At 65.2% G+C, this 26,790-nt stretch carries 26 protein-coding genes and 1 pseudogene; 11 read left to right on the plus strand and 16 right to left on the minus strand.

All coding sequences use genetic code 11. From position 1 onward, the window contains the following. The first annotated feature begins 6 nt into the window (after window positions 1-6). Complete coding sequence (locus tag ACK5L9_RS03170) at window positions 7-1,221, plus strand: ABC transporter substrate-binding protein (RefSeq protein WP_416909998.1); 1,215 nt, start codon at window positions 7-9, stop codon at window positions 1,219-1,221. Between the two features lie 39 nt (window positions 1,222-1,260). On the opposite strand, the gene ACK5L9_RS03175 is transcribed toward ACK5L9_RS03170, so the two are convergent. The 6 genes from ACK5L9_RS03175 to ACK5L9_RS03200 all read right to left on the minus strand — a co-directional run bounded on the left by ACK5L9_RS03175 (window position 1,261) and on the right by ACK5L9_RS03200 (window position 8,036). Continuing rightward, window positions 1,261-2,559, minus strand: a complete 1,299-nt coding sequence (locus ACK5L9_RS03175; RefSeq protein WP_416909999.1) for a TRAP transporter large permease — start codon at window positions 2,557-2,559, stop codon at window positions 1,261-1,263. Next, window positions 2,556-3,029, minus strand: a complete 474-nt coding sequence (locus ACK5L9_RS03180; RefSeq protein ID WP_416910000.1) for a TRAP transporter small permease — start codon at window positions 3,027-3,029, stop codon at window positions 2,556-2,558. Before ACK5L9_RS03180 ends, ACK5L9_RS03175 begins: the two co-directional genes overlap by 4 nt. Further along, window positions 3,029-4,060 carry a TRAP transporter substrate-binding protein DctP gene (dctP, locus tag ACK5L9_RS03185; protein ID WP_416910001.1) on the minus strand — a complete coding sequence of 344 codons (1,032 nt, stop codon included), beginning with the start codon at window positions 4,058-4,060 and terminating at the stop codon, window positions 3,029-3,031. The genes ACK5L9_RS03180 and dctP overlap by 1 nt, the downstream gene beginning before the upstream one ends. Before the next feature lie 29 nt (window positions 4,061-4,089). After that, window positions 4,090-4,548, minus strand: coding sequence for a cupin domain-containing protein (locus ACK5L9_RS03190; protein WP_416910002.1), 459 nt, complete (start codon window positions 4,546-4,548; stop codon window positions 4,090-4,092). Further along, window positions 4,545-6,257, minus strand: a complete 1,713-nt coding sequence (locus ACK5L9_RS03195) for a sulfatase-like hydrolase/transferase (protein ID WP_416910003.1) — start codon at window positions 6,255-6,257, stop codon at window positions 4,545-4,547. Before ACK5L9_RS03195 ends, ACK5L9_RS03190 begins: the two co-directional genes overlap by 4 nt. A gap of 147 nt (window positions 6,258-6,404) precedes the next feature. After that, window positions 6,405-8,036, minus strand: a complete 1,632-nt coding sequence (locus tag ACK5L9_RS03200; protein WP_416910004.1) for a D-alanyl-D-alanine carboxypeptidase family protein — start codon at window positions 8,034-8,036, stop codon at window positions 6,405-6,407. A gap of 274 nt (window positions 8,037-8,310) precedes the next feature. Between ACK5L9_RS03200 and clpS the strand changes: the two genes are divergently transcribed. The 3 genes from clpS to ACK5L9_RS03215 are packed head-to-tail and all read left to right on the plus strand — an operon-like array spanning window position 8,311 to window position 10,442. Next, window positions 8,311-8,628 carry an ATP-dependent Clp protease adapter ClpS gene (gene clpS, locus ACK5L9_RS03205; RefSeq protein WP_416910005.1) on the plus strand — a complete coding sequence of 106 codons (318 nt, stop codon included), beginning with the start codon at window positions 8,311-8,313 and terminating at the stop codon, window positions 8,626-8,628. A 3-nt stretch (window positions 8,629-8,631) separates the two neighbouring features. Then, a complete protein-coding gene (locus tag ACK5L9_RS03210) occupies window positions 8,632-9,639 on the plus strand; it encodes a methyltransferase (protein WP_416910006.1) in 1,008 nt (335 codons plus the stop codon). Continuing rightward, window positions 9,636-10,442 carry an SDR family NAD(P)-dependent oxidoreductase gene (locus ACK5L9_RS03215; RefSeq protein ID WP_416910007.1) on the plus strand — a complete coding sequence of 269 codons (807 nt, stop codon included), beginning with the start codon at window positions 9,636-9,638 and terminating at the stop codon, window positions 10,440-10,442. Before ACK5L9_RS03210 ends, ACK5L9_RS03215 begins: the two co-directional genes overlap by 4 nt. Here ACK5L9_RS03215 and ACK5L9_RS03220 read toward each other — a convergent pair. Continuing rightward, a complete protein-coding gene (locus ACK5L9_RS03220) occupies window positions 10,439-10,870 on the minus strand; it encodes a hypothetical protein (RefSeq protein WP_416910008.1) in 432 nt (143 codons plus the stop codon). The genes ACK5L9_RS03215 and ACK5L9_RS03220 overlap by 4 nt on opposite strands. 76 nt (window positions 10,871-10,946) lie before the next feature. Here ACK5L9_RS03220 and hemF point away from each other — a divergent pair, with 76 nt between their 5' ends. Beyond that, window positions 10,947-11,801, plus strand: coding sequence for an oxygen-dependent coproporphyrinogen oxidase (gene hemF / locus ACK5L9_RS03225; RefSeq protein ID WP_416910009.1), 855 nt, complete (start codon window positions 10,947-10,949; stop codon window positions 11,799-11,801). Between the two features lie 15 nt (window positions 11,802-11,816). On the opposite strand, the gene ACK5L9_RS03230 is transcribed toward hemF, so the two are convergent. Both ACK5L9_RS03230 and hemE read right to left on the minus strand, forming a co-directional pair. Continuing rightward, on the minus strand, window positions 11,817-12,692 hold the full coding sequence (locus ACK5L9_RS03230; protein WP_416910010.1) for an EamA/RhaT family transporter: 876 nt from the start codon (window positions 12,690-12,692) through the stop codon (window positions 11,817-11,819). Further along, entirely contained in the window at window positions 12,689-13,717 is a 1,029-nt protein-coding gene (hemE, locus tag ACK5L9_RS03235) for a uroporphyrinogen decarboxylase (RefSeq protein ID WP_416910011.1), read from the minus strand. Before hemE ends, ACK5L9_RS03230 begins: the two co-directional genes overlap by 4 nt. Before the next feature lie 74 nt (window positions 13,718-13,791). Here hemE and hemC point away from each other — a divergent pair, with 74 nt between their 5' ends. After that, window positions 13,792-14,733 (plus strand): hydroxymethylbilane synthase, encoded by a 942-nt coding sequence (gene hemC / locus ACK5L9_RS03240; protein ID WP_416910012.1) that lies wholly within the window; start codon window positions 13,792-13,794, stop codon window positions 14,731-14,733. Window positions 14,734-14,739: 6 nt separating this feature from the next. Here hemC and lexA read toward each other — a convergent pair. The 6 genes and pseudogenes from lexA to pheT form a co-directional block, all read right to left on the minus strand. Then, window positions 14,740-15,447: pseudogene (gene lexA / locus ACK5L9_RS03245) on the minus strand (transcriptional repressor LexA). A 60-nt stretch (window positions 15,448-15,507) separates the two neighbouring features. Further along, complete coding sequence (gene glp, locus ACK5L9_RS03250) at window positions 15,508-16,728, minus strand: gephyrin-like molybdotransferase Glp (protein ID WP_416910013.1); 1,221 nt, start codon at window positions 16,726-16,728, stop codon at window positions 15,508-15,510. Then, entirely contained in the window at window positions 16,725-17,198 is a 474-nt protein-coding gene (moaC, locus tag ACK5L9_RS03255) for a cyclic pyranopterin monophosphate synthase MoaC (RefSeq protein WP_416910014.1), read from the minus strand. Before moaC ends, glp begins: the two co-directional genes overlap by 4 nt. Next, a complete protein-coding gene (gene trpC / locus ACK5L9_RS03260) occupies window positions 17,195-17,992 on the minus strand; it encodes an indole-3-glycerol phosphate synthase TrpC (RefSeq protein ID WP_416910015.1) in 798 nt (265 codons plus the stop codon). The genes moaC and trpC overlap by 4 nt, the downstream gene beginning before the upstream one ends. A 35-nt stretch (window positions 17,993-18,027) precedes the next feature. Next, window positions 18,028-19,317, minus strand: a complete 1,290-nt coding sequence (locus ACK5L9_RS03265; protein ID WP_416910016.1) for a homoserine dehydrogenase — start codon at window positions 19,315-19,317, stop codon at window positions 18,028-18,030. Between the two features lie 124 nt (window positions 19,318-19,441). Further along, entirely contained in the window at window positions 19,442-21,829 is a 2,388-nt protein-coding gene (gene pheT, locus ACK5L9_RS03270; RefSeq protein WP_416910017.1) for a phenylalanine--tRNA ligase subunit beta, read from the minus strand. A 1,117-nt stretch (window positions 21,830-22,946) separates the two neighbouring features. On the opposite strand from pheT, the gene ACK5L9_RS03275 reads away from it, so the two are divergent. Beyond that, the gene (locus tag ACK5L9_RS03275) at window positions 22,947-23,267 is read left to right on the plus strand and encodes a TM2 domain-containing protein (protein WP_416910018.1); all 321 of its coding nucleotides are present in this window, start codon (window positions 22,947-22,949) and stop codon (window positions 23,265-23,267) included. Window positions 23,268-23,269: 2 nt separating this feature from the next. Here the strand turns inward: ACK5L9_RS03275 and ACK5L9_RS03280 are convergent, their stop codons facing one another. Next, entirely contained in the window at window positions 23,270-23,653 is a 384-nt protein-coding gene (locus ACK5L9_RS03280) for a DUF6173 family protein (RefSeq protein WP_416910019.1), read from the minus strand. Window positions 23,654-23,775: 122 nt separating this feature from the next. Between ACK5L9_RS03280 and ACK5L9_RS03285 the strand changes: the two genes are divergently transcribed. From ACK5L9_RS03285 to ACK5L9_RS03300, 4 genes are all read left to right on the plus strand, one after another. Further along, window positions 23,776-24,129, plus strand: coding sequence for a hypothetical protein (locus ACK5L9_RS03285; protein ID WP_416910020.1), 354 nt, complete (start codon window positions 23,776-23,778; stop codon window positions 24,127-24,129). Between the two features lie 99 nt (window positions 24,130-24,228). Continuing rightward, entirely contained in the window at window positions 24,229-24,645 is a 417-nt protein-coding gene (locus ACK5L9_RS03290; protein ID WP_416910021.1) for a hypothetical protein, read from the plus strand. Window positions 24,646-24,717: 72 nt separating this feature from the next. Then, window positions 24,718-25,557 carry an MbnP family copper-binding protein gene (locus ACK5L9_RS03295; protein ID WP_416910022.1) on the plus strand — a complete coding sequence of 280 codons (840 nt, stop codon included), beginning with the start codon at window positions 24,718-24,720 and terminating at the stop codon, window positions 25,555-25,557. A 9-nt stretch (window positions 25,558-25,566) separates the two neighbouring features. Continuing rightward, window positions 25,567-26,778 (plus strand): MbnH family di-heme enzyme, encoded by a 1,212-nt coding sequence (locus ACK5L9_RS03300; RefSeq protein ID WP_416910023.1) that lies wholly within the window; start codon window positions 25,567-25,569, stop codon window positions 26,776-26,778. Window positions 26,779-26,790: the final 12 nt, after the last annotated feature.

A 26,790-nucleotide genomic window follows, 5' to 3' on the forward strand; every position in this document is an offset into this window, starting at 1 on the left:
AATGTGATGACAACAACCTTCGCAGTCAGGACGCAGCTTTTGAAATCCACGATCCTTGCCATCCTGCTTGGCACCCCGGCGGCGATGGCGCAGGATGTCACCGTCGGCGTTCTGGTGCCGCTGACCGGAGAACTGGGCGAATTCGGCAAGATCGTCGCCGGTTCCGTCGAACTGGGCGTCAGTCAGATCAACGCGGCGGGCGGTACGAAATGCGGAAACCTGCGCTTTGTCGTGGCCGATACCGGCGGCAGCCCCGAAACCGCGATCCGCGAGGCGACCAAGATGATCGAAAGCGAGGGCGCGGTGGCCATCCTTGGCCCGACTTCGGGCGAGATGGTCGCGCTGGTCGATCTGGCCAGGCGCACGAAAACCGTGCTGATGTCGCCCTATGCCGGGACGATCACGCTGAACAAGCTGGGTGGCGATTACGTCTATCGCACCGTTTCGTCCGACCTTGGCGACGGTGCGGCCTCGGGGCTGTGGCTGACGGAACGCGGCTACAAACGGGTGGCCTTTCTGGTCCAGAACGAGGAATCGACGATTTCCCCCGCGCAGGTCGCCCGCCAGAAGCTTGAGGAATCCGGGATCGAACTGACCGATTACATCGTCTACAATCCCGGCCAGCCCTCCTATCAGGCGGAACTGGTCTCGGTTCTGGCGCATGAACCCGACGCGATCTATCTGGCGGGCGGGCAGCAATCGGGCATCACCGTCGCGAAAGAGGCGATCTCGGGCGGGTTTCAGGGCGAATGGCTGTTCACCGCCGATCTTGCCGTTCCCGAGGTGTTCGACGCGGTCGGCGCGCAATATATCGAGGGCCGCGCCTTCGTCGAATTTGCCGATGCCGACAGTTCGCTGCCAGAGTTTCAGACCTTCGAGGAATTGTACAAGGCGGAAACGGGTGCCGAGCCGGGGCCGTTTGCCGCCAATTCCTTCGACATGGCCAATCTGGTCGGCCTGTCGCTTGAGGCCGCCGAAAGCTGCACGGGCGAGGGCATCAACGCCGTCATCCGGGGCATTGCCGATGGCGGCGAAAAGGTTGGCAGCTTTGCCGATGGCAAGACCGCCATCGCGGCGGGGTCCGATATCGACCTTGAGGGCGCATCCGGTCCTCTGGCATTTGACGACAGCGGCACGCCCGCCGGCTCCTATTCGATCCAGGAGGCCCGGGACGGCAAATGGCAGAACATCCAATTCTATCCCGCCTCGGCCTTTGAATGACGGTCAGTTGCCGCGCCGCCGGTATGCGGCGCGGCAACCCTACATGAAGCCGATCAGCCCCACGGCAATCGCCGGAACGAGGATGATCAGCACCAGCGCGACTCCGTCGGCCAGCACAAAGGGCACCACGCCGCGAAAAATGGTCGCCAGCCGCAATTCAGGCATCACCGAGCGCACGGTGAATACGTTCATCCCGATGGGTGGCGTGATCAGGCCCATCTCGATCACCACGACCATGATGATGCCGAACCAGATCAGATCGACATCCATCGCGGCCAGAGTCGGCAGAAAGATCGGCACGATCAGCAGCAGCAGGCCGATGGTCTCGAACACCATGCCAAGAAGAATGCAGATCGCACAGATCGCCAGAACCACGCCGACCGGACCGAGGTTCATCGCCTCGACCATGTCCAGCAGGTCATAGGGCATGCCGGTCAGGTTGATGAAATTGGCGAAAGCGATGGTGCCGATCATGACGGCGAACAGTGAGGCGGTGGTCAGCGTCGCCTCGACCAGCATGTCGAACAGCGCCGAAAGACTGCGCAGCCGACCGCTGGCGATGGCGAACAGGCCCGCACCAAAGGCTCCGACGCCGGCGGCCTCGGTCGGGGTAAAGACGCCGAAATAGATGCCGCCCAGCACCAGCGCGAACAGCGCCAGCATCGGCCAGACCCGCAGGATCGCGCCGCGCCGTTCGGATCGGGGCATTTTTTCGCCCGCCGGACCGATTCCGGGGTGCAGCGCCACCGCGATCCGCACCGCCAGCAGGAACAGCCCGACCAGCAAGAGGCCGGGAACCATCCCTGCGATGAACAGCTTGCCGATATCCTGTTCGGCGACCAGACCATAGACGACCAACGGCACCGAGGGCGGGATCATGATGCCAAGCGTGCCGCCCGCCGCGACCACCCCCGCCGCCAGCCCGTCATCATAGCCATAGCGCCGCATCTGCGGCATCGCCACCCTGGTCATCGTCGCGGCGGTGGCCAGCGACGATCCGCAGACCGCCGAAAACGCCGCCGAGGCCAGAACCGCCGCCTGCGCCAACCCGCCGCGACGGTGGCCCACGACCGAATAGGCGGCGCGGAACAGATCATCCGACACGTTCGAGCGATGGATGAAAATGCCCATCAGGATGAACAGGGGCACCACGGACAGCCCGTAATTCGCCGCCGTTTCCATGGTCTGCTGGCCTGTCATGGTGATCGCGCCGGTCCAGTTCCAGTCGCGCAGCCACGCGAAACCGGCAAAGCCGACGACCAGCGTGACAAAGCCAAGCGGCAGGCCCGCGAAACAGAGGATCAGCACAAGGGCAAAGCCCGCCAGCGCAGCGCTCATGGATTTGTCTCCGGGGGTTCGGGGGTGGTCATCGTCACGATCAGCAGCAAAAGCCCGATCAGCGTCAGGACCAGCGCGCCACCCGTATAGATCCAGACCGGCAGGCCCAGAACGGCGGTCCCGCGCCCGCTGACCCAGGCGTCCGCCGCCAGCACCCACAGCGCCACTGCCAGCAGCGCGCTGGCCAGCAGCGAAAACCATGCGGCAGTGGCCGGCCCGGCCCGGCCCGTGAATCTGTCAAACATCGACATGCGGATATGCGTGCCCGCCGCCGTGACCCGCGCCAGCCCGCCAAAGACCACAAGGACCATCAGCCACTCGATCATCTCGGAGGCACCAAAGACCGATTTGTGAAAACCATAGCGCCCGACGACATCGACAAAGGTCAGCAGGATCATCGCCAGCATGGCCGTCCCCGCCGCCAGGTCGATCAGCCGCGCCAGCCCGCGCGCCAGCCCGCGCGCGGTCATCACCGGCCCCCTTCGGCGCGCGCCTTCTGATAATGCGCCTCGAAATCTGCCAGGGCGGCGCGGCCATCCACCCCCTGTTCCGCCATCGCAGCGACCCAGTTCTCGACACTCAGGGCGCCGTATCCCTTCAGCTTTGCCAGCAATTCGGGCGGGCCGTCCACAAAGACGACCCCGGCATCTGCCAGCTCTTGCCGGGATTTTTCAAAGACCTCGTCCTGATAGCGGCCCATGTAGCGCACGAAATCAAGCCCAAGGGCCTGCTGGATTGCGGCCTGATCCACGGGCGCGATGCGGTCCCATTTTTGCTTGCCGACATAGAAGGAAAAGCCGGGTTGCAGGATTTTGTCGTCGAACAGCGTTACCGATTTGGTGTAATCGGTCAGCTTGTACTGCGTCACCTCGGTCAGTGGCTGGCCGACATAGCCATCGACCACGCCCTTCGATACCAGTTCCAGCATCTGCACGGCGGGGCCGGACACGACCGAGGCGCCCGCAGCCGCCATGATGTCGGCGGGCCCGCCCGGCACCGCCCAGATCTTGCGGCTGGACAGGTCTTCGGGCGTGGTGATTGGCGTCGCGTTGACCGAAAAAATGTCGGCCCCGTTGAACGCGAACGTGCTCAGCAAGATCGCCTCGCCAAAGGGCTGGTCGCCGAAATGCTGTCGATGGGTTTCCCACAATGCGACCCCGGCGGGCAGCGATTCCTTATGGCCGACGAAGGGCAGCAGCCCCATCGCGACCGCCGGAATGTCGGCAGCCAGAAAGCCGTTGAACTGCACCGCACCATCCATCACGCCATTGACCACGCCCTGATACTGTTCGGGCGGCGCGGCCAGCGACTTTGGCGGGATACGCATCCTGACGCGGCCCTCGGTCGCCTCGTCGATGCGGCGCGCCATTTCCGGAAGGAAATCGGAACAGACGTAGTGGCGCGGCGGAAAGAAACAGTTGAACAGGATGGTCTCGGCGGCCTGACCGGAGGCAGGCAGGCCGAGACCAAGGGTAAGGGTTAGCGCGGCAATGGTTTTCATGATTTTTCCCTGTTGATTTTTATAGGGGGTCAGCCAAGCTGATCTGCCGCGCGGACGGGCGGCAGAAACTCGACCTCGTATTCCGGCGACACGGCAGCGATCTGATCGGGGCGCGACATGTTGTGGATCCGGCGGAACAGATCGACCAGCTTGCCGGTCGGCGTCACCCAGAAAAAGCACCGCACATCGCGACCGCTGTTGTTGAAGATTCCATGCGGCACCCCGCGCGGCATGCAGACCAGATCGCCTGTCGCAGCCTGCATCGTCCGGTCGCCCAGTACCAGATCCAGCGCGCCGTCCAGCAGCAGAATATATTCATCCTGAGTCGGGTGAATATGCGGCGGAACGAAGGTTTCGACCGGAAAGATGGCGTGCCAGCAAAAGCACTCTTTGGTGATCTGCTTGGGCGTATAGACCTGACCGAGGATGTTCCAGTGCACATCGTCGATGCCTTCGCCCTTTTTCAGGATCGCAGCGGAAAAGGTCATTCGTTGGTCTCCTTGCGCTGTGTGGCCGGGGTCCGGCCCAGCAGCCGGTTCAGCGTCGGCCCGACGACCGGATTGGCGGCGGCAAAGCGCGGGTGCCATTCCTCGCGGATGGCCTTTTCCAGCTCTGCCCGGTCGCGATAGCCGATCAGGATACCGCCCTCGGCGATCTTTTCCTGCACGAATGTCGATTCGATGGCACCGTCGGCAATGGTGGTCCGCTGCCGGGGCTGACGCGCCCATTGAAACAGCGCCTCGTGCAGCCGCGCCCTGATCGCCTCGTGGTCCGGATCGCCGCCAAGATCGTGATATTCGTCGGGGTCCGTTTCCAGATCGAACAACATCGGGCGGCAGCCCTCGGCCAGAACATATTTCCAGCGTCCGTCAAAGATCATCCGCAGCCAGCTTTCGCGCGCCGGGGTGCCCAGGGTGATCCGCGCGTCCTGAAAGGAATAGTCGTATTCCGAAATGACATGGCGGCGGCGGGGACGGTCGGGCTGGCCGAACAGCGCGGGGCGCAGCGACTGGCCGTCAAGGATATGCGGCACCGGGGCACCACCGTAAACATCAAGAAAGGTGGGGGCAAGGTCGATCATCTCGACCAGGTCGTCATTCACCATACCCCGCGTCGCATCGGCGCGCGGATCGGGGTCATGGATGATCAGCGGCACCCGGATCGCCTGTTCGTGGAACAGATCCTTGTCTCCCATCCAGTGATCGCCCAGATAATCGCCGTGATCCGATGTAAAGACGATCATCGTCCGGTCAGCGATGCCCGTTGCCTCAAGATGTGCGAACAGCCGCCCCATCTGGTCGTCGATCTGCCTGATCAGCCCCATATAGGCAGGGATCACCCGTTCGCGCACCTCGTCCAGCGCAAAGTTCCGCGACACCCGATGTGCCTGCATCGCGCCAAAGACCGGATGCGGGTCGTCCCGTTCCCGCAGGTCGCGCCGGACGGGCAGGACATGTTCCGGCCCGTACATGCTGGCATAGGGTTCGGGGACGATATAGGGCCAGTGCGGCTTGATATAGCTGACATGAGCGACCCAGGGCTGGTCGCCCGCCTGATCGATGAAATCGATGGCGCGGCTGGTGATATAGGGCGTCTCGGATTCGGCATCCGGCACGCGGGCAGGACGGTTGGCATTGTCCAGAAACCAGCCCGACAACAACGCGCCGTCCCGGTCCTCGGCAGAATTGGCCCATTCCTCCCACGGGTTGTCGCCGGAAAGGCCGCGCTGGCGCAGATGCGCGTTATAGGGCGGGTTCGGGTCATGGCCCGACCAGGGATGAATGCCGTCGTCCCGTTCGAACGGGTCAAAGCCGCATTCGGAAATCCGCACGCCGATCCGGCTGTCGGGATCGATGCCCAGCCGGCACATCCCCGCCGTGTCGGCGCGCATATGCGTCTTGCCAATCAGAACCGACCGCACACCCAGGGGCCGCAGATGATCGCCGACGGTCATTTCGCCAGCCTTCAGCGGCACAAAGTTCCAGCTTGCGCCATGGGCGTGGACATAACGGCCGGTATAGGCGCTCATCCGGCTGGGGCCGCAGACTGGCGACTGCACATAGGCCCGGTCGAAACGCAGCCCGTGCGCGGCCAGCCGGTCGATATTCGGAGTGTGCAGATGCGGGTGCCCATAGCAGGACAGATAGTCCTGGCGAAGCTGGTCGCACATAATGAAAAGAATATTCCTGACCGTCATGATCCACCTCGTTCCGGGGATCGATCATGTCAGAGCCACCGATGCATCGGGTAGCTGAAAAAACGTATCACCATAACCGTTTTGCATCACCCCGGCCAGAGGAGGGCCAGGGCATGCCGCAAGGGTTGCGCGGCATGCCCGCCAAATTCAAGGTCCGACGACCGAACATTCCTGCTGCCGGGTGCGCAGCCTTTCGCAGGCTAGCTGTGCATCGGATTTATTGAGGCTGACGAAATCGGCGGTAAAGCCGCGCTTCGTGTCGCGGACCTGCCGGGTGGCACCCGACAGCGCGTCGCCGCCCTGCAGAGCCGTACTCAGCAGCAGCTTTTCCGCTTCGGCCCGCGATTTATAGCGGCCAAGCGTGACACCCCAGCTACGCCCGCTATTTGCGGGGCGAGACACAATTTCCAGCGCGGCGGGTTCGGAAATGTCGCCTTCGCCCATGGCGGCAAGGATCACCGTTTCCGAACGCGGCTTGGGCGCGGGCGATTGCAGCAGTGACAGCGATCCGGGGGTGCCGGATGCCGCCGCAGGGGCAGGGGCAGGGGCAGGGGCCACCGCAGCCGTGCTGGCATTGCGTGAATGCGGGGCGCGGACCGGGCGGGACGACGCGCTCAGCACAGAGGTTGCCGCCAGACTGGCCGAAGCCGCCGTGTCCGAAGCCACAGCCGCCGCGATCGCGCTGCCGACGGCCTCATCCACGGCGCTTGCCTGACGGGATGGGCGCGCCCGAGGAGGGGCGCTTGACGCCAGGGTCAACCCGCCTGCTGCCGGGGTGGCCTGACGTACAGCCTCGGCGATGGCGACCGGGGCGGCAACGGCGGCGGCGCTGCGTTGCGGAGGCTGGGACGATGACAGGGTAAGGCGTTGTGGCTGGGGCTTCATCGCGATCTGCTTGGGTTCGACCTTGGCGCGCCGCACGACTTTTTGGGCCAGCATCTGCGGCGGCTCGGGTTTGACCTCGCGTACACGGCTTGGAACGCGGTTGAACCCGGCATCCAGCAATTGCGCCATCACCTGATTGCGCTGCGCCGTCGAGGTGCCGCCAAAGACCGTGGCCACCAGCCGCTTCTTGCCGCGTTGGGCCGATGCCGTCAGGTTGAACCCGGCGGCGCGGGTATAGCCGGTCTTGATTCCGTCCGCGCCGGGATAGGCATCCAGAAAACGCTTGTTGGTCGATGTCACCTTGGCGATCCCGGCATCGGCGCTGCGCCGCGAGAAAATATTGTAATATTGCGGGAAATCATAGAACAGCCGCCGACCCAGGATAGTCATGTCCCGCGCGGTCGAAAAATGCCCTTCTTGCGTCAGGCCGTTGGCATTGCGGAACTGGCTGTTCTGCATGCCGATGGCGCGGGCCATCTGGGTCATCTGCCGGGCAAAGGCACCCTCGGATCCCGCCAGCCCCTCGCCAATGGCGGTGGCGGCGTCATTGGCCGACTTGATCGCGGCGGCCCGGATGAGATAGCGCAACTCGATCCGCTGCCCGGCGCGCAGCCCCAGCCGCGACGGCGGCTCGGCTGCGGCATTACTGGAGATCAGGAATTTCGAATCAAGCCTGACCTGCCCTCGCTCGATCGCCGTGAAGGCCATGTAGAGCGTCATCATCTTGGTCAGGGACGCGGGATGAAGTCGCGTGTTCTCGTTCTGCTTGTATATCGGCTGACCGCTTCGCGCGTCGATGACATAGGCTGCAAACGGGGCTGCGAATACGGCGGCGGGGGCCAAAATAGCCAAAAGGATCAGCGCCCATAGCCGGGCGACAAGAAAATGGGTCACTGTCTCGGTCTCTTCTGCCTCGCGCGGACATGTCTTTATTTGCATGCCCATCGTTAATGTCGGGATAATAGCATGGCTGGATTCGGCAGGAAACCATGCATTTTCTTTAATTTTCCCTCATTGCCGCAGGGTCTGCCTTGCGCGGGGTGCCTGCGAAGGGCTTTTATCCTTGCGCAATTCCACTATATTTTGCGGGACGCCGGGCCGGTCCCGGCATTCCTTTGCTGCCAGAAACCTTTGCGGGAAAGCCTGCCAACCGACAATGACGCACCGGATGACCGACACGAAAAAACCGGGTGGCCAGTCTGATCTGGCGGTAAAGCCGCGCGCGAAATCGCAGCGGCCGCCCATGTACAAGGTATTGATGCTAAATGATGATTTCACGCCGATGGAATTTGTCGTGCATGTGCTGGAACGGCTGTTTGGCATGACCCATGCCCAGGCGATCGAGATCATGCTGACCGTGCATCGCAAGGGCGTTGCGGTGGTGGGCGTCTTTTCGCATGAGGTGGCCGAAACCAAGGTCGCGCAGGTCATGGAACTGGCCCGCCGTCAGCAGCATCCGCTGCAATGCACCATGGAAAAAGAGTAATCTGTGTCAGGAACACGCTTGAATCTGGCCTTTCCGGATGGCCATCCCGCAGGTGATGTGCTGGTAATCGGGGCGCGGGGGGGCGACGATTTGTCGCCGCTCGATCCGTCGAGGACGCGAATCACCCAAGGGTTTTTCACCGATTACGCGAATCTGTCTGCGCGCGGTTTTAATGTTGCGCCCGTGACGGACGGCGATTTCGACACCGTGATCGTGATCCTGCCGCGCGCGAAATCCGAGGCAAGGGCCCGCATCGCCGCTGCCGTTGCACGGCTGCGGCCCGGTGCGGCGCTGTGGATCGACGGGCAAAAAAACGATGGCGTCGATTCCCTTTTGAAGGAATTGCGCGGCCTTGCGCAGGTGGACGAGGTTCATTCCAAGGCCCATGGCAAGATCTTTCGCGTCATCCCGGCGGCGGGTGACTGGGTGCCGGCGGACTGGCCGGCTGTCGCAACCCCGGTCGCGCCCGGTTTCGTCACCCGTCCCGGCGTGTTTTCGGCGGACGGGATCGATCCCGGCTCGGCCCTGCTGGCGCGGTATCTGCCCGAGCGGTTGCCCGCGCGGCTGGTTGATCCGGGCGCGGGCTGGGGCTGGCTGGCTGCGCAGGCGCTGACCCGTCCCGGTGTCGAGATCGTGCATCTGGTCGAGGCTAATCACGCCGCGCTGCAATCGGCGCGCGACAATATCTCCGACCCGCGCGCCCGGTTTTACTGGGCCGATGCGCGGGACTTTCGCCTGCCCGAGCCGGTGAACGGCGTCATCATGAACCCGCCTTTCCACGACGGGCGCGATGCCGATCCGCGTCTGGGGGCCGGTTTCATCGCCACCGCCGCGCGGCTGCTGACCGGGGCGGGGCGGCTGTGGATGGTCGCCAACCGCCACCTGCCCTATGAAACCACGCTGCGGGAACATTTCGGACAGGTCGTCGAAATCGGCGGCGATTCCCGCTACAAGATATTCGAGGCCAGCGGCGCGGGGCGCGGGGCAAGGCGACAGAAGGCACGCAGATGACATTTTCGCTTCAAGGCAGGACCGCCATCGTGACCGGTGCCGCGCATGGCATCGGGCAGGCCATCGTCCGGCATTTTCTGGACAAGGGCGCCAATGTGATGTGCGTCGATTGCGATGATGGCGCGCTGGAGGACCGGATGTCCGATCTGGACGCGGTCAACGGCCCGGTGCGGTTGTTTCACGGCGATATCTGCGAAAAGCTGTCCATGGCGAACCTGCTGTCGGCCACGGTCGATTCCTTCGAGCGGGTGGATATTCTGGTGAATGCGCACCGGCTGATGAAAAGCTCGGACCCGCTGGATACCGATCCCGGCCTTCTGGACGAGATGCTGCGCCAGAACACTGTCTCGGTGTTGCGCCTGTCCCAGATGGTCGCCAAGCGGATGATCCGGCAGGCCGAGGGACAGGACGATCCGGTGCAGGCCGGTGCCATCGTCAACTTGTCCTCGCTGGCGGCGCTGCGGCCCGTGCCGTCGCTGCTGGGCTATTCCGTTGCGTCAGCCGCGCAGGAACAGGCGACGCGGGCACTGGCACTGGCACTGGCACCGCACCGGATCAGGGTTAATGGCGTGCGCTTCAGCAGCGTGATGTCGCATGAATTGCAGCTAGCCCTGAAAGAGGATGGCGCTTTGCGCGGCCAGATCGTCGCGGGCACGCCGCTTGGCCGCATCGCCCCGCCCGAAGAGGTGGCCGAGGCCGTGCATTATCTGGCCAGCGAGGGCGCGCGCTTTATCACCGGCGAGATCGTGACGGTGGATGGCGGTCGCGGCCTTGCCGACCCGGTGACGGCGCTGGCGATTTAGCTTCCCGTTTCGGGATAAGCGGCCTTGCAGGCCTTGACCGACGCTTCGGCGCTGGCGGCCAGGGCGTCGCGGCGGGTGATCAGATTGTCGCGCTTGCGGGTTTCGACTTCGGGGTCGATGGGTTCGCGGTAACGCTCGGACGTGACATAGTCGTCCCAGCACGGGTAATAGCGGACATAGACGCGCCCCTTGTCGTCGCGATCATAATCCCGGCATTGCACCAGCCGGTCGCTTTCGACCAGCCTCTCTTGCCAGCGATACCCCCGCGCCAGACTGGCCTCGGTTTCGGCCAGAAGGCGGCTGACCACCTGATATTCATGGGTTTGCCGGTTGATGCAGCGTTCCAGCGGCGTCGCGCAGGCGGCCAGGGTCAACGGCAGGGCAAGCAGGGCAAGGGCAGTATTGCGGGGGGCAGTGTTGCGGGGCATGGCCAGTCTCGTTACAGCATGTGTCGGGATGCTATCTGCCAGGGCGATAGCTTGGCAATTCACGTTTGAGGTCAGGATGGACGATCAACGCCGCACCGCCGCCGACTGGTTCCGCGATCTGCGCGACCGCATCACCGCCGCCTTCGAGGCGCTGGAGGATCGCGGGCCGGGCACCGGCCCCGCCGGACGGTTCGAGGTGACGCCGACCACGCGCGCCCAGGATGGCGGCGGCGGAGTGATGTCCGTCATGCGGGGGGGCCGGGTGTTCGAAAAGGTCGGCGTGAACTGGTCCGAGGTTCACGGCCAGCTATCCCCGAAGGCGCAAGCGGCGATGGCCGCCCGCGGCGTGCCGGGGCTGGACCGTGACCCGCGCTTTTGGGCCAGCGGCATCAGCCTTGTCGCCCATATGCCGAACCCCCACGCGCCCGCCGTCCACATGAATACGCGCATGTTCTGGACCCCCGGCGCATGGTGGTTCGGCGGCGGTGCGGATCTGAATCCCTGTATCGAATATGCAGAAGATACCGCGCATTTCCACGATACGCTGCGCCGCGCCTGCGCAGCCCACGGGGCCGATTACTATGACCGGTTCAAGGCATGGGCGGATGAATATTTCTTCATTCCCCATCGGGGCCGGGCGCGCGGCGTCGGCGGCATCTTCTTTGACGACCTGAACACTGGCAACTGGGATGCCGATTTTGCGTTTACCAGGGCTGTGGGGCAGGCCTTCCTGCCCGCCTTCCTGCCGCTGGCCGAACGCCGCATGACCCGGAACTGGACCGGGGCCGACAAGGACACGCAACTGATCCATCGTGGGCTTTATGCCGAATACAACCTTGTCTATGACCGGGGCACGAAATTCGGGCTGGAAACCGGGCATGATGCGGATGCCGTGCTGATGAGCCTGCCGCCGCTGGCGAAATGGGTCTGATCGCGGCCCGCGCGGTCAGACGGTAATCGCCAGCAGCCAGCCCACACCCAGCACAATCAGGGCCATCCCGGCCAGTTGCAGCCGCCCGGTTGCTTCGCGAAACACCTTGCCGGATACGATCTGTGCAAAAACCACCTCGATCAGGGCCAGCGTGCGGACATTCGCGGCCGAGGTGACGGCAAAGCCGATGAACCAGAACAGCGAGGCCAGCGCCCCAAGCGCCCCTGCGCCCACCGAAACGCGCCATTCCGCCCGGATGCCGCGCAGCGCCGCGCGGTCGGCCACGGCCAGCCAGATCAACATGACCAGCGATTGCATCGCCAGCGACAGGGTCAGAACGGTCAGGGCGCGGATGAAGAAGCCGCCATCGGGCAGGGCCAGCAACGCACCGCGAAAGCCGATGGCCGACAGGCCGAACAGCCCGCCCGCCGTGATTCCCGTGATCACCGGGCGCATGCTGGCCCGCGTCCATTCTGCGCCCGAGGCGATGACCACGCCAAGCGTCGCCACCGCGATTGCGGTCAGCCGACCCGTTCCCAGAGGTTCCGACAGGGCCAGCATGCTGATCAGGGCGATGGTCACGGGTTCGGTCTTCATCAGCGCCGTGGCCACGCCGAAATTCTGCCCGCGCATGGTCAGCAGCATGAAGGCCGTCGCCGCGATCTGCGCCCCGCCGCCCACGATGGCAAAACCCAGAACCCGCGCGTCGGGCATGGGAAGGGCCACAAGGGACGACATCGCGATCAGCAGCAGCAGCGCGAAGGGAAGGCCGAAAAAGAACCGCACCGCAGTCGCGCCGATGGTGCCGATCCGTCCGGTCAGCCCGGCCTGTGCAGCGTTCCGCCCGGTCTGGGCGGCCGCGGCGATCAGCGTGGCCAGAACCCAGATCATGCGTTGCGCACCGCCTCGATCATCCGGGCGACATTGTCGGGATCGGCGTCCGGGGTGATCCCGTGGCCAAGGTTGAAGATATGCGGCCCGCCGCGAAAGGCGCGGGTGATCCGCTGCGCCTCGGCCGCCAGATCGGGGCCACCCGTGACCATATGCCGCGGGGCCATGTTGCCCTGCACGCTGCCATCCGGCTGCACATGCGTCGCGGCCCTTTCCGCACTGACTGAATTATCCAGCGCCACGCAATCGGCCCCCGTCGCGCGGGCAAAGCGGATATAGCGCGGCCCGGCTTCGCGCGGGAAGGCGATGACCGGTATGCCGGGGTGGCGGGCCTTCAGCGCGGCGATGATCCGGCGGACGGGGGTAATCGCGAAATCGTCGAAATCCGCACCCGTCAGGCTGCCTGCCCAACTGTCGAACAGCTTGACGACCTCGGCCCCGGCCTCGATCTGCGCCGACAGATACAGGATCGTGGCCTCGGTGATGCGGTCGATCAGCGCGGTGAACGCCGCCCGGTCCGCAGCCTTGAAGGCATGGGCCGGCCCCTGATCGGGCGTGCCCCGCCCCGCGATCATATAGGTCGCCACCGTCCAGGGCGCGCCGGCAAAGCCGATCAGCGCGGTCTCGCGCGGCAATTCGCGGGCGAGGATGCGCACCGTTTCGTAAACCGGGGCAAGCCTGTCGTGAATATCGTCCGCCGGTTTCAGCGCCGTGACACCCGCCGCGCCGGTAATCGTGGAAAGGCGCGGCCCCTCGCCGGTGACGAACCACAAATCGGCCCCAAGGGCCTGCGGCACCAGCAGAATATCGGCGAACAGGATTGCCGCGTCGAAACCAAAGCGGCGGATCGGCTGCAACGTCACCTCTGCGGCCAGATCAGGCGTATAGCACAGCGCCAGGAAATCACCGGCCTGCGCGCGGGTGGCGCGATATTCGGGCAGATAGCGCCCGGCCTGACGCATCATCCAGATCGGCGGCACGGGCAGCGTTTCGCCCGCCAGGGCACGCAGCAGAAGTTTGGTCATATGGCCTCCTGGCGCCTCATAAGGACAAGCAGGGGGGCGTTGTCAAGCGTGGGCCGGGCCGCTATGCGAGGGGAATGACACAGATGCCAGACCCCTCTTTTCCGTTGAAGATCGGCACGCGCGGCTCGGCCCTGGCGCTGGCGCAGGCGCATGAGACGCGCGACCGGCTGATGGCGGCTCATGACCTGCCGCCCGATGCGTTCGAGATCGTCGTCATCAGCACGACCGGCGACCGCGTGACCGACCGCCCGCTGAAGGAAATCGGCGGCAAAGGGCTGTTCACGAAAGAAATCGAAGAGGCGCTTGCGGGCGGGCAGATCGACATCGCCGTGCATTCGATGAAAGACATGCCGACCGTGCAGCCCGACGGTCTGATCATCGATTGCCTGCTGCCGCGCGAGGATCCGCGTGACGCCTTTGTCAGCCCGCATCATGCTGGCATCGCGGAATTGCCGCAGGGCGCGGTGGTCGGATCGTCCAGCCTGCGACGGCGGGCGCAACTGGCCCATCGCCGTCCCGATCTGCGGCTGGTCGAGTTCAGGGGCAATGTTCAGACGCGGCTGCACAAGCTGGACTCCGGTGTTGCGGTGGCGACCTTTCTGGCAATGGCGGGGTTGCGGCGGCTGAACCTGCCGCAGATTGCCCGCAACCCCATTGATCCCGACGAGATGCTGCCCGCCGTCGCGCAAGGTGCCATCGGGGTCGAGCGGCGCGCTGCGGACGGGCGTTGCGCGGCCTTGCTGGCGGCGATCAGCCATCCCGAAACCGGCCTGCGCATCGCGGCCGAGCGCGCCTTTCTGGCCCGGCTGGACGGATCTTGCCAGACGCCGATCGCAGGCCATGCCGAGTTTCGTGACGACCGACTGGTGCTGCGCGGCCAGATCCTGCGGCCAGATGGTGCGCAATCGCATGCCGGACAGCGCGAAGGCCGCGCGGGCGACGGCGCAGCAATGGGTCGCGATCTGGCCGAGGAATTGCTGGGCAAGGCAGGCCCCGGTTTCTTCGACCATCTCTGACCGCGTTCAATAGCTGCGGATCAACCCGACCAGACGCCCCTGCACCCTGACCGACGCCTCGGGCAGGATGCGGGTTTCATAGGCGGGATTCGCGGCCTCAAGCGCGATCATTGCACCGCGCCGACGATAGCGCTACAGCGTCGCCTCATGCCCTTCGACCAGCGCCACGATGATGTCGCCATTGTCGGCGCTGTCCTGTTCGCGGATGACCACGACATCGCCATCATTGATCCCGGCCTCGATCATGGAGTCGCCCTTGACCTCAAGCGCGTAATGCCGTTCACGGCCCGACAGCATACTGCTGGGAACCGCGACGTGATGGGACACCTCGGAAATCGCCTCGATCGGGACGCCGGCGGCGATGCGGCCCATCAGCGGCAGTTCGGTCGAGCCGCTGTCAACCACGCCCATCGCGCCACGCGGCTGCGGGGGGCGATTGTTCGATATGACCCTGGGCGAAAACCCGGAAGCCTGCGGTTCTTCGGTGGTATGGGTCAGCGCCTCGGGCAGGCGCACGATTTCCAGTGCGCGGGCGCGATGGGGCAGGCGGCGGATGAAGCCGCGTTCCTCAAGCGCCTTGACCAGCCGATGAATCCCGGATTTCGAGCGCAAATCAAGCGCATCTTTCATCTCGTCGAAAGACGGGGGGACACCGTCGCGTGCCATCCGCGTCCTTATGAATTCCAGCAATTGAATCTGCTTTTTGGTCAGCATTGGTCCGTCCCTTGCCTGCGCAGTGTTCTTTGAATGTTCTAGCGCATCGCCAGAATCGCGTCAATCAGCAGAACAGATCGAGGTAAAAATCGGGTTAACCGTTAGCAGGTCAAGCGGCAGGTATTCGACGATCCCGCCGGGTTCGCGCGCCGGATCGAAGGGCGGGCGGATCAGCAGCGCATCGGCTTGCGACAGCACCGACAGCAGCGAAGAATCCTGATTGTCGAAAGGCGTGATCAGCGGCAGATCCTCGCCCCTGGCCAGCCTTGCGCGCAGATAGTGCTGGCGGTTGCCCTCGACGCCAAGCGGGGTGGCCAGCCGGGCGCTACGCTGCGGCAGATCGCCCGAAAGGCCCATCATCCGCCGGATCAGAGGTTGCATAAATAAAATCGCACAAGTAATTGCAGAAACTGGATTTCCAGGAAGGCCAATCATCGCGGCCGTGCCGATCCGTCCGGCCATCAGCGGCTTGCCGGGGCGCATGGCGATCTTGTGAAAGGCGCGCTGCATGCCCATCGCCTGCGCCACCCCGCCAACCAGATCGTGATCGCCGACCGAGGCGCCGCCGATGGTCACAAGCATGTCGAAATCTTGCGCGCGACGAAAGCTGTCGCGCAGGCTGTCCGTGGTGTCGCGGGCAATCGGCAGGATGGTGGCCTCGGCCCCGGCGGCGCGGGCAAGGGCGGCGATGGCAAGATCGTTCGAGCTGATGATCTGACCTTCGGCGGGGGTGTCGCCGGGCAGGACCAGCTCGTCCCCGCTGGCCAGAACGGCGACACGCGGCCGAAGGGCCACCGTCACCTGCGGCACATTCATCGCGGCCAGCAGGCCGATATCGGCGGGCGACAGGATGCGCCGGGCCTCAAGCCGATCCCCTTCGGCGAAATCGCCTCCGCGCGGGCGGATATGCGTGCCGTCCGACGGGGCGGTCATCACCAGCCAGTCGCCTTGCCGTTCGGTATTTTCCTGCATCTCGACGCGGTCATAGCCATCGGGAACGGCTGCTCCGGTAAAAATACGGATGGCGGTGCCGGGGGCCGCCTCGCCCCGCCAGGGATGCCCGGCTGCGGCTTCGCCGATCACCCGCAGCCGCTGGCCCGCATCGGCGCTGCGCCAGGCATAGCCGTCCATTGCGGCCGAGGCGAAAGGCGGCTGGGTCATGCGCGATACCGCCGGTTCCAGCAAGGCGCGCCCCGCCGCCGTGTCCAGCGTGACGGCCTCGCCCCGCGCCGGGCCTGCCAGCCCCAGAACCAATGCCCGCGCTTCTTCAACCGAAATCATGGATTTGCCTCATAGGTTCCTGATTTTCCGCCGGTTTTATGCAGCAGTCGAATCCCCTCGATGTGCATCGATTTTTCAGCCGCCTTCAGCATGTCATAGATGGTCAGACAGGCGATCGAAACGGCGGTCAGAGCCTCCATCTCGACACCGGTGCGGCCAGTGGTGCGAACCGTGGCGGTCACGCGAATGCCGGGCAGGTCCGGCTCTGGCGCCAGGTCCAGCGAGACCTTGGCGATGGGCAGTGGATGGCACAGCGGGATCAGATCTCCGGTGCGCTTTGCCCCCATGATTCCGGCCAGCCGCGCCACCGCCAGCACATCGCCCTTGGCCGCCCCGCCCTGCGCCAGAGCAAGTGTCGCGGGCGACATGATGACACAGCCCTCGGCCCGCGCCTCGCGCATGGTTTCCGGCTTGCCGGACACATCGACCATATGCGCCTGACCGGCGCTGTCGAAATGCGTCAGGCTCATGCCCCCTCCGGCAGGTTCAGGATGGTGCGGGTGGCGGCGGTCACGTCGGCCTGCCGCATCAGGCTTTCGCCGATCAGGAACCGGCGCGCGCCGACCTGCATCATCGCGGCAAGGTCGGCAGGCGTGAACAGCCCGCTTTCGCAGACGATATCGCGGTCATCGGGGATGTGGGGCGCAAGTTCGCGCGTTACATCAAGACTTAGTTCAAAGGTCTTGAGATTGCGGTTATTTATTCCGATCAGGGATGATTTCAGGCGCAGCGCGCGGTCCAGTTCCGTGGCGTTATGCACCTCGATCAGGGCATCCATGCCCCAATGCCGGGCGGCATCCTCAAGCTCGGATGCAAGCGTGTCATCGACGCTGGCCATGATGATCAGGATGCAATCGGCCCCCCAGGCGCGGGCCTCGGCGACCTGATAGGTGTCGTAAAGAAAATCCTTGCGCAGCGCGGGCAGGTCGCAAGCATCGCGCGCGGCGGTCAGAAACTCCGGGGCGCCCTGAAAGCTGGGCGCGTCAGTCAGAACCGACAGGCAGGCCGCTCCGCCCGCCTGATAGGCGCGGGCCAGCGTGGGCGGGTCGAAATCGGCGCGGATCAGCCCTTTGGAGGGGCTGGCTTTCTTGATTTCGGCGATCAGCGCCGGGCCTTGCGCGGCCTTGTCCGCCAGCGCGCGGGCAAATCCGCGCGGAGCGGCGGCGCTGCGGGCGGCGGCCTCGACATCGGCAAGGGGACGCACGGCCTTGGCGGAGGCGATCTCATCCAGTTTATAGGCCCTGATCCTGTCCAGAATATCCATTCGTTGCCATTGCCTCGTATCGGGTGGAAAGGGGGTCAGACCTCTTCTATCCGCAATTCCACAGGGGCGCCAACCAGCACGCCGGTGCGCGGCAGCGCCTCGATGGCATAGTCGATCGCGTCGGGCGTGGTCTTGTGGGTGACGACCAGCACCGGGACGCTGCTGTCGCTGGGGTGGCCGTATTGGCGCATCCGGTCGATGGAAATGCCGGAATCGCCCAGAACCGAGGCCACCTTGGCCAGCGCGCCCGGCTTGTCCTGCAATTCCAGCCTCATGTAATAGGCGGCGGGCACGGCGGTGCGGGCAGGCTGAGCGGCACGCAACGCAGAAGCGGGCTGGCCGAATACCGGCAAGCGGATGCCGCGCGCGACCTCGACAATGTCGGACATGACGGCGCTTGCGGTCGGGCCTTCGCCTGCGCCCGCGCCGCGCAGCACGATCTGGCCGACGCTGACGCCCTCGATCACGACCATATGGGTGCCGCCGACCAGATGCCCCAGCGGGCTGTCGGCGGGTACGAGGCAGGGCGACATGCGCTGTTCCAGCCCGCGCGGCGTCATCTGCGCGACGCCCAGCAGCTTGATGCGATAGCCCATGTCCGAGGCGCGGCGGATGTCGTCGATGCCGATCCGCTCGATCCCCTCGATCTCGACCGCGCCGAAATCGACGCGCGTGCCAAAGGCGATCGATGACAGGATCGCCAGCTTGTGACTGGCATCGATGCCGCCCACATCCAGCGTCGGGTCGGCCTCCAGATAGCCCAGTTGCCGCGCCTCTTCGAACACCGTCTCATAGGACAGGCCGGCGCTTTCCATCCGGGTCAGGATATAGTTGCAGGTGCCGTTCATCACGCCCATGACGCGGGTGATGTCGTTCCCGGCCAGCGATTCCGTCATCGCCTTGATGACCGGAATGCCGCCCGCCACCGCCGCCTCAAAGCGGATCACGCGGCCCAACCCTTCGGCCAGTTCAGCCAGTTCCTGCCCATGCACGGCCAGCAGCGCCTTGTTGGCTGTCACGACATCCTTGCCGGCGCGCAGCGCGGCCTCAATGCTGTCTCGGGCAATGCCGTTATCGCCGCCGATCAGTTCGACATAGACATCCACGTCACTGGCCGTCGCCAGTGCCATCGGATCGCCTTCCCAGCGATAGGCGGACAGATCCGCATCGCGGTTCTTGCGTTGATCCCGCGCGCTGACGGCGGTGATCGCGACAGAGCGGCCGGACCGGGCGGCCAGCAGTTCGGCATGTTTCTGGACGATCTTGACAACACCGATGCCGACGGTGCCAAGCCCGGCAATGCCCAGGCGGAGGGGGGATGACATGAAAGCCTCGCGTCTTGGATTGGGGCAGTTGTTAGCCTGCCCGGCGCTGCGTTGCAACGCGCGAAAATGCGGCGGCAGTCCGGCTGCCGGTGACAGCCGCCTTGCCGCAGCGCCGCGGCCCCGGTCAGGCGCGCAGCGTGCCGCCCGTGGCCTTCTGTACCTTGTCGATGATCTTCTGGCTGACGGCCTCGATCTCGGCATCGGTCAGGGTCTTGTCGCGCGGTTGCAGGCGCGCGGTGATGGCGATGGATTTCTGCCCGCCTTCCAGCCCGGTGAACTGGTCAAAAACCGTCACCCGCTCGATCAGCGCCTTGTCGGCCCCTGCGGCGGCATTGACCAGGGTCATGGCCTCGATATCGGGGGCGACGACAAAGGCGAAATCGCGTTCCACAGCCTGTAGTCCGGCCAGTTCCAGCGTCGGACGGGCCGAGGTTTTGGCTTTTGGAAAAGGCACATTCGCTATGCGGATGGTAAAGCCGACGGCGGGGCCCCTGACGTCCAGATCGCGCAGCACGCGGGGGTGAATTTCGCCAAAGCTGGCCAGCACATTCGGCCCAAGCGCGATATTTCCCGCCCGGCCGGGATGCCACCAGCCGTCCAGCTTGCGGTTGATCTGGGAGCGGGCGGGCGCACCGATGGCGGCCAGCACGGCCTCGGCATCGGCCCTGGCGTCATACAGATCGACCTTGCGGCGGCTGCCGAACGGGTCGCGCGGCGCGGTTGCGCCAACCAGCAGTGCGGTCAGTTGCGTCGCCTGCTCGCCCGGCTCGGCCCCGGCAAAGACCGGCCCGATCTCGAACAGCGCCAGATCGGATTGCCCGCGCGCCTGATTCCGCGCCGCCGCCGCCAGAAGGCCGGGCAGCAGGTCGGGGCGCAGATGGGTCATTTCGCTGCTGATCGGGTTCTCGACGCGCAGGGCATCCCCGCCACCGCCGAACAGCCGGGCCGCAGCCTCGTCGATAAAGCTGTAGGTCACGCATTCATTGTAACCCAGCGCCGCCGCCTGCCGACGGGCGGCGCTTTCGCGGATTTGCAGCGGCGTCAGGATCGGTTTCGGCACGCCAGGATGCGGGCGCGGCAGGGGCTTGCCCTGCAAGCCCGTCAGGCTGGCGATGCGGGCGATTTCCTCGACCAGATCGGCCTCGCCCAGAACATCGGGCCGCCACGAGGGCACATGCGCCATGTCCCCCTCGATCCGAAAGCCCAACGCCTCCAGCGTGGCGCGCTGCGTGGATGCGGGAATGTCGAGACCCACAAGGCTGGCGGTGCGGGCCGGGTCCAGCCGATATGCACGGCTGTTGTCGGGCAAGGCACCCGCCGTCACGACGCCAGAGGCCTGTCCGCCGCAAAGATCAACGACCATTTGTGTCGCCAGATCAAGGCCATGAAGCGTAAAATTCGGGTCGATTCCACGTTCAAAACGATAGCGCGCATCAGAATTGATCTTCAGCGCGCGTCCGGTCGCGGCTGTGCTGATCGGGTCGAAATAGGCGGCTTCGATAAAGACTTCGGTGGTGTCATCCTGTGATCCCGAGGCCGCGCCCCCCATCACACCCGCAATGCTTTCCGGGCCGTTCTCGTCACAGATCACCGCCGCGCCTTCGGGCATGGCGTAGGTCTTGTCGTCCAGCGCGACGATCTCTTCTCCGGCGCGGGCGGAACGCAGGGTCAGATTGCCATGAATCTTTGCAACATCAAAGACATGCAGCGGTCTGTTCAGGTCATAGGTGAAAAAGTTGGTGATATCGACCAGTGCATTGATGGGGCGCAGCCCGATGGCGCGCAGGCGTTTTTGCAGCCAGGCGGGGCTGGGACCGTTCCTGACGCCGCGCACCACGCGCCCGCTGAAGAAGGGCACTTTCGGCGCGATCTCGGGGTCGATGGTCACATTGACCGGGCAGGGAAAGCTTGCCTCGATCGTCGCGTCGCGCAGGGGTTTCAGCGTCCCCAGCCCGCGCGCCGCAAGATCGCGGGCGATGCCGCGCACGCCAAGGGCGTCGGGGCGGTTTGGGGTGATCTTGATATGGATCATCGGGTCGATCTTTTCGGGCGCATTCGCGGCCAGCCAGTCCACGAATGTCTGCCCGACCTCGCCCGAGGGCAGTTCGATGATGCCGTCATGTTCGTCAGACAGCTCCAGCTCTCGTTCCGAGGCCATCATGCCGTGGCTTTCGACACCGCGAATCTTGCCGACCCCCAATGTCACGTCGATGCCCGGCACGTAATCGCCCGGCTTGGCCAGCACGACGGTGATTCCGGCGCGGGCATTGGGCGCGCCGCAAACGATCTGCTTTTCGCCCTCATCCGTCAGCACGCGGCAAACCCGCAGCCGGTCGGCATCGGGATGCTGTTCGGCATGCGCGATGCGCGCCAGCGTAAAGGCCTTGAGCCGCGAGGCCGGATCGGCAACCTCTTCGACCTCAAGCCCCAGATCGGTCAGTGCCTCGGTGATCTGCGCCAGCGTCGCCGAGGTATCGAGATGCTCCTTGAGCCAGGAAAGCGTGAATTTCATATCGCACCCGTCGTGTCGTGTTGCCGGGTTCCTAACCCATGGCGGCGGCGATTGGTAGGGCATCATCCGCCAGACACCCGCGGTTTTTGTCAGTCCCGGATTCCGATCACGGGTGCAGGCCGAAGCTTGGGTCATAACGGGCAAAACGCCGGCATCAGCCCGCAGCAACAATGACGGCAGGCGCCGCTGTGGCTGAAAGGGGGGTGCGGTCCGGGCAAAGCCCGAACCGCGCGCTGCCGCCCGGCCGGGGGCGCGCCTTCGGCGCGCGCTTCGGTCTGCGGATGGCGGGTCAGACACCCGGCAGACCGGAACCTGCAACCCAAGCACCAAGGCCGGAATGGCCCGGCTCTGCCCGCCGACAGCCACTCTGCCCGCCGACAGCCACTCTGCCCGCCGAACGACATTCTCGAAAACCGGTTGGGGCATCATCCACCCGACCAAGAGCTTCAGCCAGAGCGTCAGACGATCCGTCCGCAATCCAGACAGCCTGGCCGTATCGTTCAAGTCGCTGGAATGCGCGACCTGAACCGGTTCTGCCACAAGGCGCAGGTCCTTCCGGGCCGCAAACATCCGACCGGGCAAGCGTTGCACAGGCGGAGAGGGGGGGGCGGTCCGGGCAAAGCCCGAACCGCGCGCTGCCGCCCGGCCGGAGGCGCGCCTTCGGCGCGCGCTGCGGTCTGCGGATGGCAGGCCAGACCCCCGGCAGACCGGTACCAGCACCCCAAGCACCAACACCTGAGTGGCAGCACCACCTGCCCACAAACACCCCACGCGCCGGAGGCCATGGCTGGGGGTCCGGGGGGCGCAGCTCCCCCGGCCACCGCGGGACGCAAAATTCGCACCGCCGACGTCGCGCAACGCGGGCCGGCGGTGTACAGCCTGTGCACATCCGGTGCCGCCACTGTGCCCGCCCTGTGCAGCACTATCCCCAGCATTTGCTGAACCTTCCCTCCGGCTGCCGGATCTCGAAAGCCACGGCGAAGGTTAACCCCCGCGGAACCGGTCGCGCCATCATCGCAGGGGCCGTGCGTCGCCTTGTTCTTGTCAGGCAGCGCGGCGTTCCTATCTTCAGGGGATGGCGTATGTCGCGCCGGATTGGTCAGGGGGCCACGGACAGATGGATGTCGGACATCAGCTTTTGATCGAGCAAAGGGTCACGAACGAGGCGAAATCGCCCTTTGTCGCCTATCTGCTGGCGATTTTGCTGTGGGGATGTGGCGCGCATCGGTTTTATCTGGGCCGCTATCTCAGCGGGGCGATCATGCTGGCGCTGTGGGGCATTGGCTGGCTGACAGCGCCGATCGTGATTGGCTGGGTGCCGCTTGGCCTTGTGGCGGTGTGGATGGTGATCGACCTGTTCCTGATCCCCGGCATGATCCGCGAGGATCAGGCGATCCTGCGTCAGCGCCTGACGGTCGAGGCGGTGAATCCGCGCTGATCCTACAGTTCGGCACCAAAGCCGATGCGATAGGGCGGCTGGTCGGCGGGGGGCGGCACGGCGATCAGCAGGAAGTTAAGCTGCGAGATGTGCTGGATCACCGCGACCTGCCGGTTGCCATCCAGCATGCCATAAAATTCGATGATATTCGGGTTCTTGTAGCCCATACCCCGCACATGCAGCGCCTGTCCGCCGCCAAAGCCCGCCAGATACAGCCCAAGTTCGTGATCTTCGGGCAGATCGGCCTGAAACTGTTTCACGCGGTCGAGGATGTGGTGAAAGACCTGTTCGGCGGCGTGCAGGATCTCGGGCGGTTCGCCATCGGCACAAATCGCCGTTCCCGGTGCGATGATGGGCAGGTCTGCGGGTTTTGCGTCATTGGCCATCACGGGCCCTCCGTGGTTTTTTACCTTATCCGGCTTAGGCCATGGGGCGGGCGGGGTAAAGTCCGGGCCGCGCGACACCGCGCCGCTTGCTATTTGTGTGGTTTGACCTCATGGTCACGGATATGGCACAGCGTCGGCATATCCTGCTGCAAGGGCTTGTCCTTGTTCTGACCCTCGCTCTTGTGGCGGCGGGGTTCGGGCATCGGGTGCCCTCGGGCGATGAACTTGCGCGCGCGCAGGCCGAACAGATTTATGGCTCTGCGCTGTGTGACAGCGGGGCAGAGCAGGATACCGGGCAGGGGTCAGCCTGTCCGCTGTGTCGGCTTGTCGTTGCCTTTGTGCTGCCCGCGCCCTTTGCCGGTCCCGGCCAGCCCGTCCTTGCCCCGCACAGGGCTGCGTGGCCAGAAACGGGGCAGGTGGTTGCGGCCCTGGCGGAGGATCGCAGGCCGCCGCTGCGCGGGCCTCCGCGCGTCTGATCCGCCACAGCGCCGCCGGTCATGGCGGCCCGGCCCCGAACTATCTTTCCCAAGACCCCGTTCCGCTTTTGCGGGATGCCGCCAGCCCGTCCCGGTTCCATGCGCGTCCGTTCGAACAGACAGCCGAAAACCGTTGCCACGCCGCCCGCCAATGCGCGCCGCGCCGCACCGGCATGGCTGCTGTCGGCCCTGCTGTCCCTTGCGGTGGCGCTGATCCCGATGGCGCATCGCCCCGTTTCGGCGACCGCGCTGGCGCGGCAGCAGGCTATGTTCGTCTATGGATTTTCCGACGCCGCCCTCTGCGGCGATCCGGGGCAGGAAAACGGCGGTCCGGGGCAGGGGCGCGATTGCCCCGCCTGCCATCTGGTCAAGGCCATGGCGCTGCCGCCCGCGCCCGATCTGTGGTTCGGTGCCACGCATCAGCGGCGGATCGTCTGGAATCGTGCCCCGCGCCAGCATTTCGGCCCCGCTCTGGCGCAAGCGCCCCTGGCGCGGGGGCCGCCCTCTTTGATCTGATGCAGGCCCGCCCGCGCAAGGGGCGGACGGATTTGCCCTTTCGGGGCACCTGACCGGATTTGGAGAGATCACATGAAACGCATGACCATCGCGGCCATTGCCGCCGCCTCGACGATTGCCCCCGCCTTTGCGGATACCAGCGTCGAAATCCCCTTTATCGCCGAAGTCGCCGGCCAGCCGCTGGCCTGCGGGCAATCCTATCCCGACCTTGGCAGCGCCGCGACCACCGCGCAGATGCTGGACTATCGGCTGTATGTCTCGGACCCGGTGCTGATCGCCGGCGACGGTTCGCGGGTTCCGCTGGCGCTGGAACAGGATGGGGTCTGGCAGGTCGGGCAGACCGCGCTGCTGGATTTCGAGGACGGCAGCGCCTCTTGCGTCAATGGCACGCCGCAGATGAACCAGTCGTTGCGCGGCACAGTGCCCGAGGGGGACTATACCGGGCTGGAGTTCCGGATCGGCGTGCCTTTCGCGCAGAACCATCTGGACCCGGTGCTGGCGCCGTCACCGCTGAACCTGACGGGGATGTTCTGGAACTGGCAGGGGGGCTACAAGTTCATCAAGATCGAGTTCGCGCCGGACGGAATGGCGGCGGACAGCAAGGGCTGGACGCTGCATCTTGGCTCGACCGGCTGCGCATCAAGCGACAAGACGGTTGCCCCGGCGCAGGCCTGCGCCAATCCCAATGTCGTCAGCGTCAGCCTGCCGGGTTTTGATCCTGCCTCGAACAGCGTGGTGATCGACCCCGCGCCGGTCGTGGCCGGGGCCGACCTGACCACGAACGCGCCCGATACCAGCGCGGGCTGCATGTCCTCGCCCGAGGATTCCGATTGCGACACCGCCATGCCGCGACTGGGGCTGCCGTTCAACGACCTTCCGGCCGGGGACCAGCAGCTTGTGACCCTGCGCTGAGGCAGCGGCATGTCGATGTTGCGTCTGACGCGGCCGGGGCGGGGGATGGCGGTCGCCGCCATCCTTGCCGCAGCGGTTGCGCTGATCATCGCGGGACGCTGGCTTCTTCAGTCTGCCGCGCCCCGACCGCATGTCTGGACCCTTCCCGAATGGATGGCCCCGCCGCCCGTGCCCGAGGATGCGCCGATGACCCGCGAACTGGTCGATTTGGGCCGGCATCTGTTCTATGATGCCCGTCTGTCCGCAGATGGCACCGTCGCCTGTGCCTCGTGTCATCAGCAGTCGCTGGCCTTTTCCGACGGGCGCGAGACGGGCATCGGTATCGGGGGCACGGTCGGGCACCGCAATTCGCCCGGCCTGACCAATGTCGGCTATCAGCCGCTGCTGACCTGGGCCAATCCACATTTCACCTCGCTTGAATTTCAGGCTCTGACCCCGATGTTCGGCACCGATCCGCTGGAAATGGGGGCGGCGGGGCAAGAGGACCGGATCTTTGCCGAACTGGCCGGGGACCGGTATTACAAGACCGCGTTCCGGGCCGCATTTCCCGACCGACCCGCGCCCGACCTGTTCACCGTCACCCGCGCGCTTGGAGCCTTTCAGCGCAGCCTGACCGCCTTTGACAGCGCCTATGACCGCGCGACCTATGGTGGCGACCGGGGGGCGATGTCGGATGCGGCGCGGCGCGGTCAGGCGCTGTTCTTCGATCACCGGCTGGAATGCTATCACTGCCACCCCGCGCCGCTGTTCACCGACAATCTGCAAACCGCGCGCATGCCCTTTGCCGAAACCGCCTGGCATAATACCGGGCTTTACAATCTGGACGGCACCGGGGCCTATCCGCCGCGCGGCGAGGGGCTGGCCGAATTTTCGGGCAGGCCCGCCGACATGGGCCGTTTCCGCACCCCCAGCCTGCGGAACGTGGCGCTGACCGCGCCCTATATGCATGACGGTTCCATTGCGACTCTGGCAGAGGTCATTGACCATTACGCTGCTGGCGGGCGCGAGATCGTCCATGGCCCCCATGCGGGCAAGGGGTCCGGAAATCCCTATCGTGATCCGCTGATCATCGGTTTCACGATCACGCCCGACCAGCGGGCCGATCTGATCGCCTTTCTCGAAAGCCTGACGGATGAGGCCATTCTGGCCGATCCGGCTTTCGCAGACCCATGGCCGGACGGGCACCCGGCTGTGGCGCAACGCATGATGCCCGATCCCTGAAAGGACATGAAG

The sequence above is a fragment of the Paracoccus sp. (in: a-proteobacteria) genome, assembly GCF_047973135.1.
In the GTDB taxonomy this organism is placed as follows: Bacteria; Pseudomonadota; Alphaproteobacteria; order Rhodobacterales; family Rhodobacteraceae; genus Paracoccus.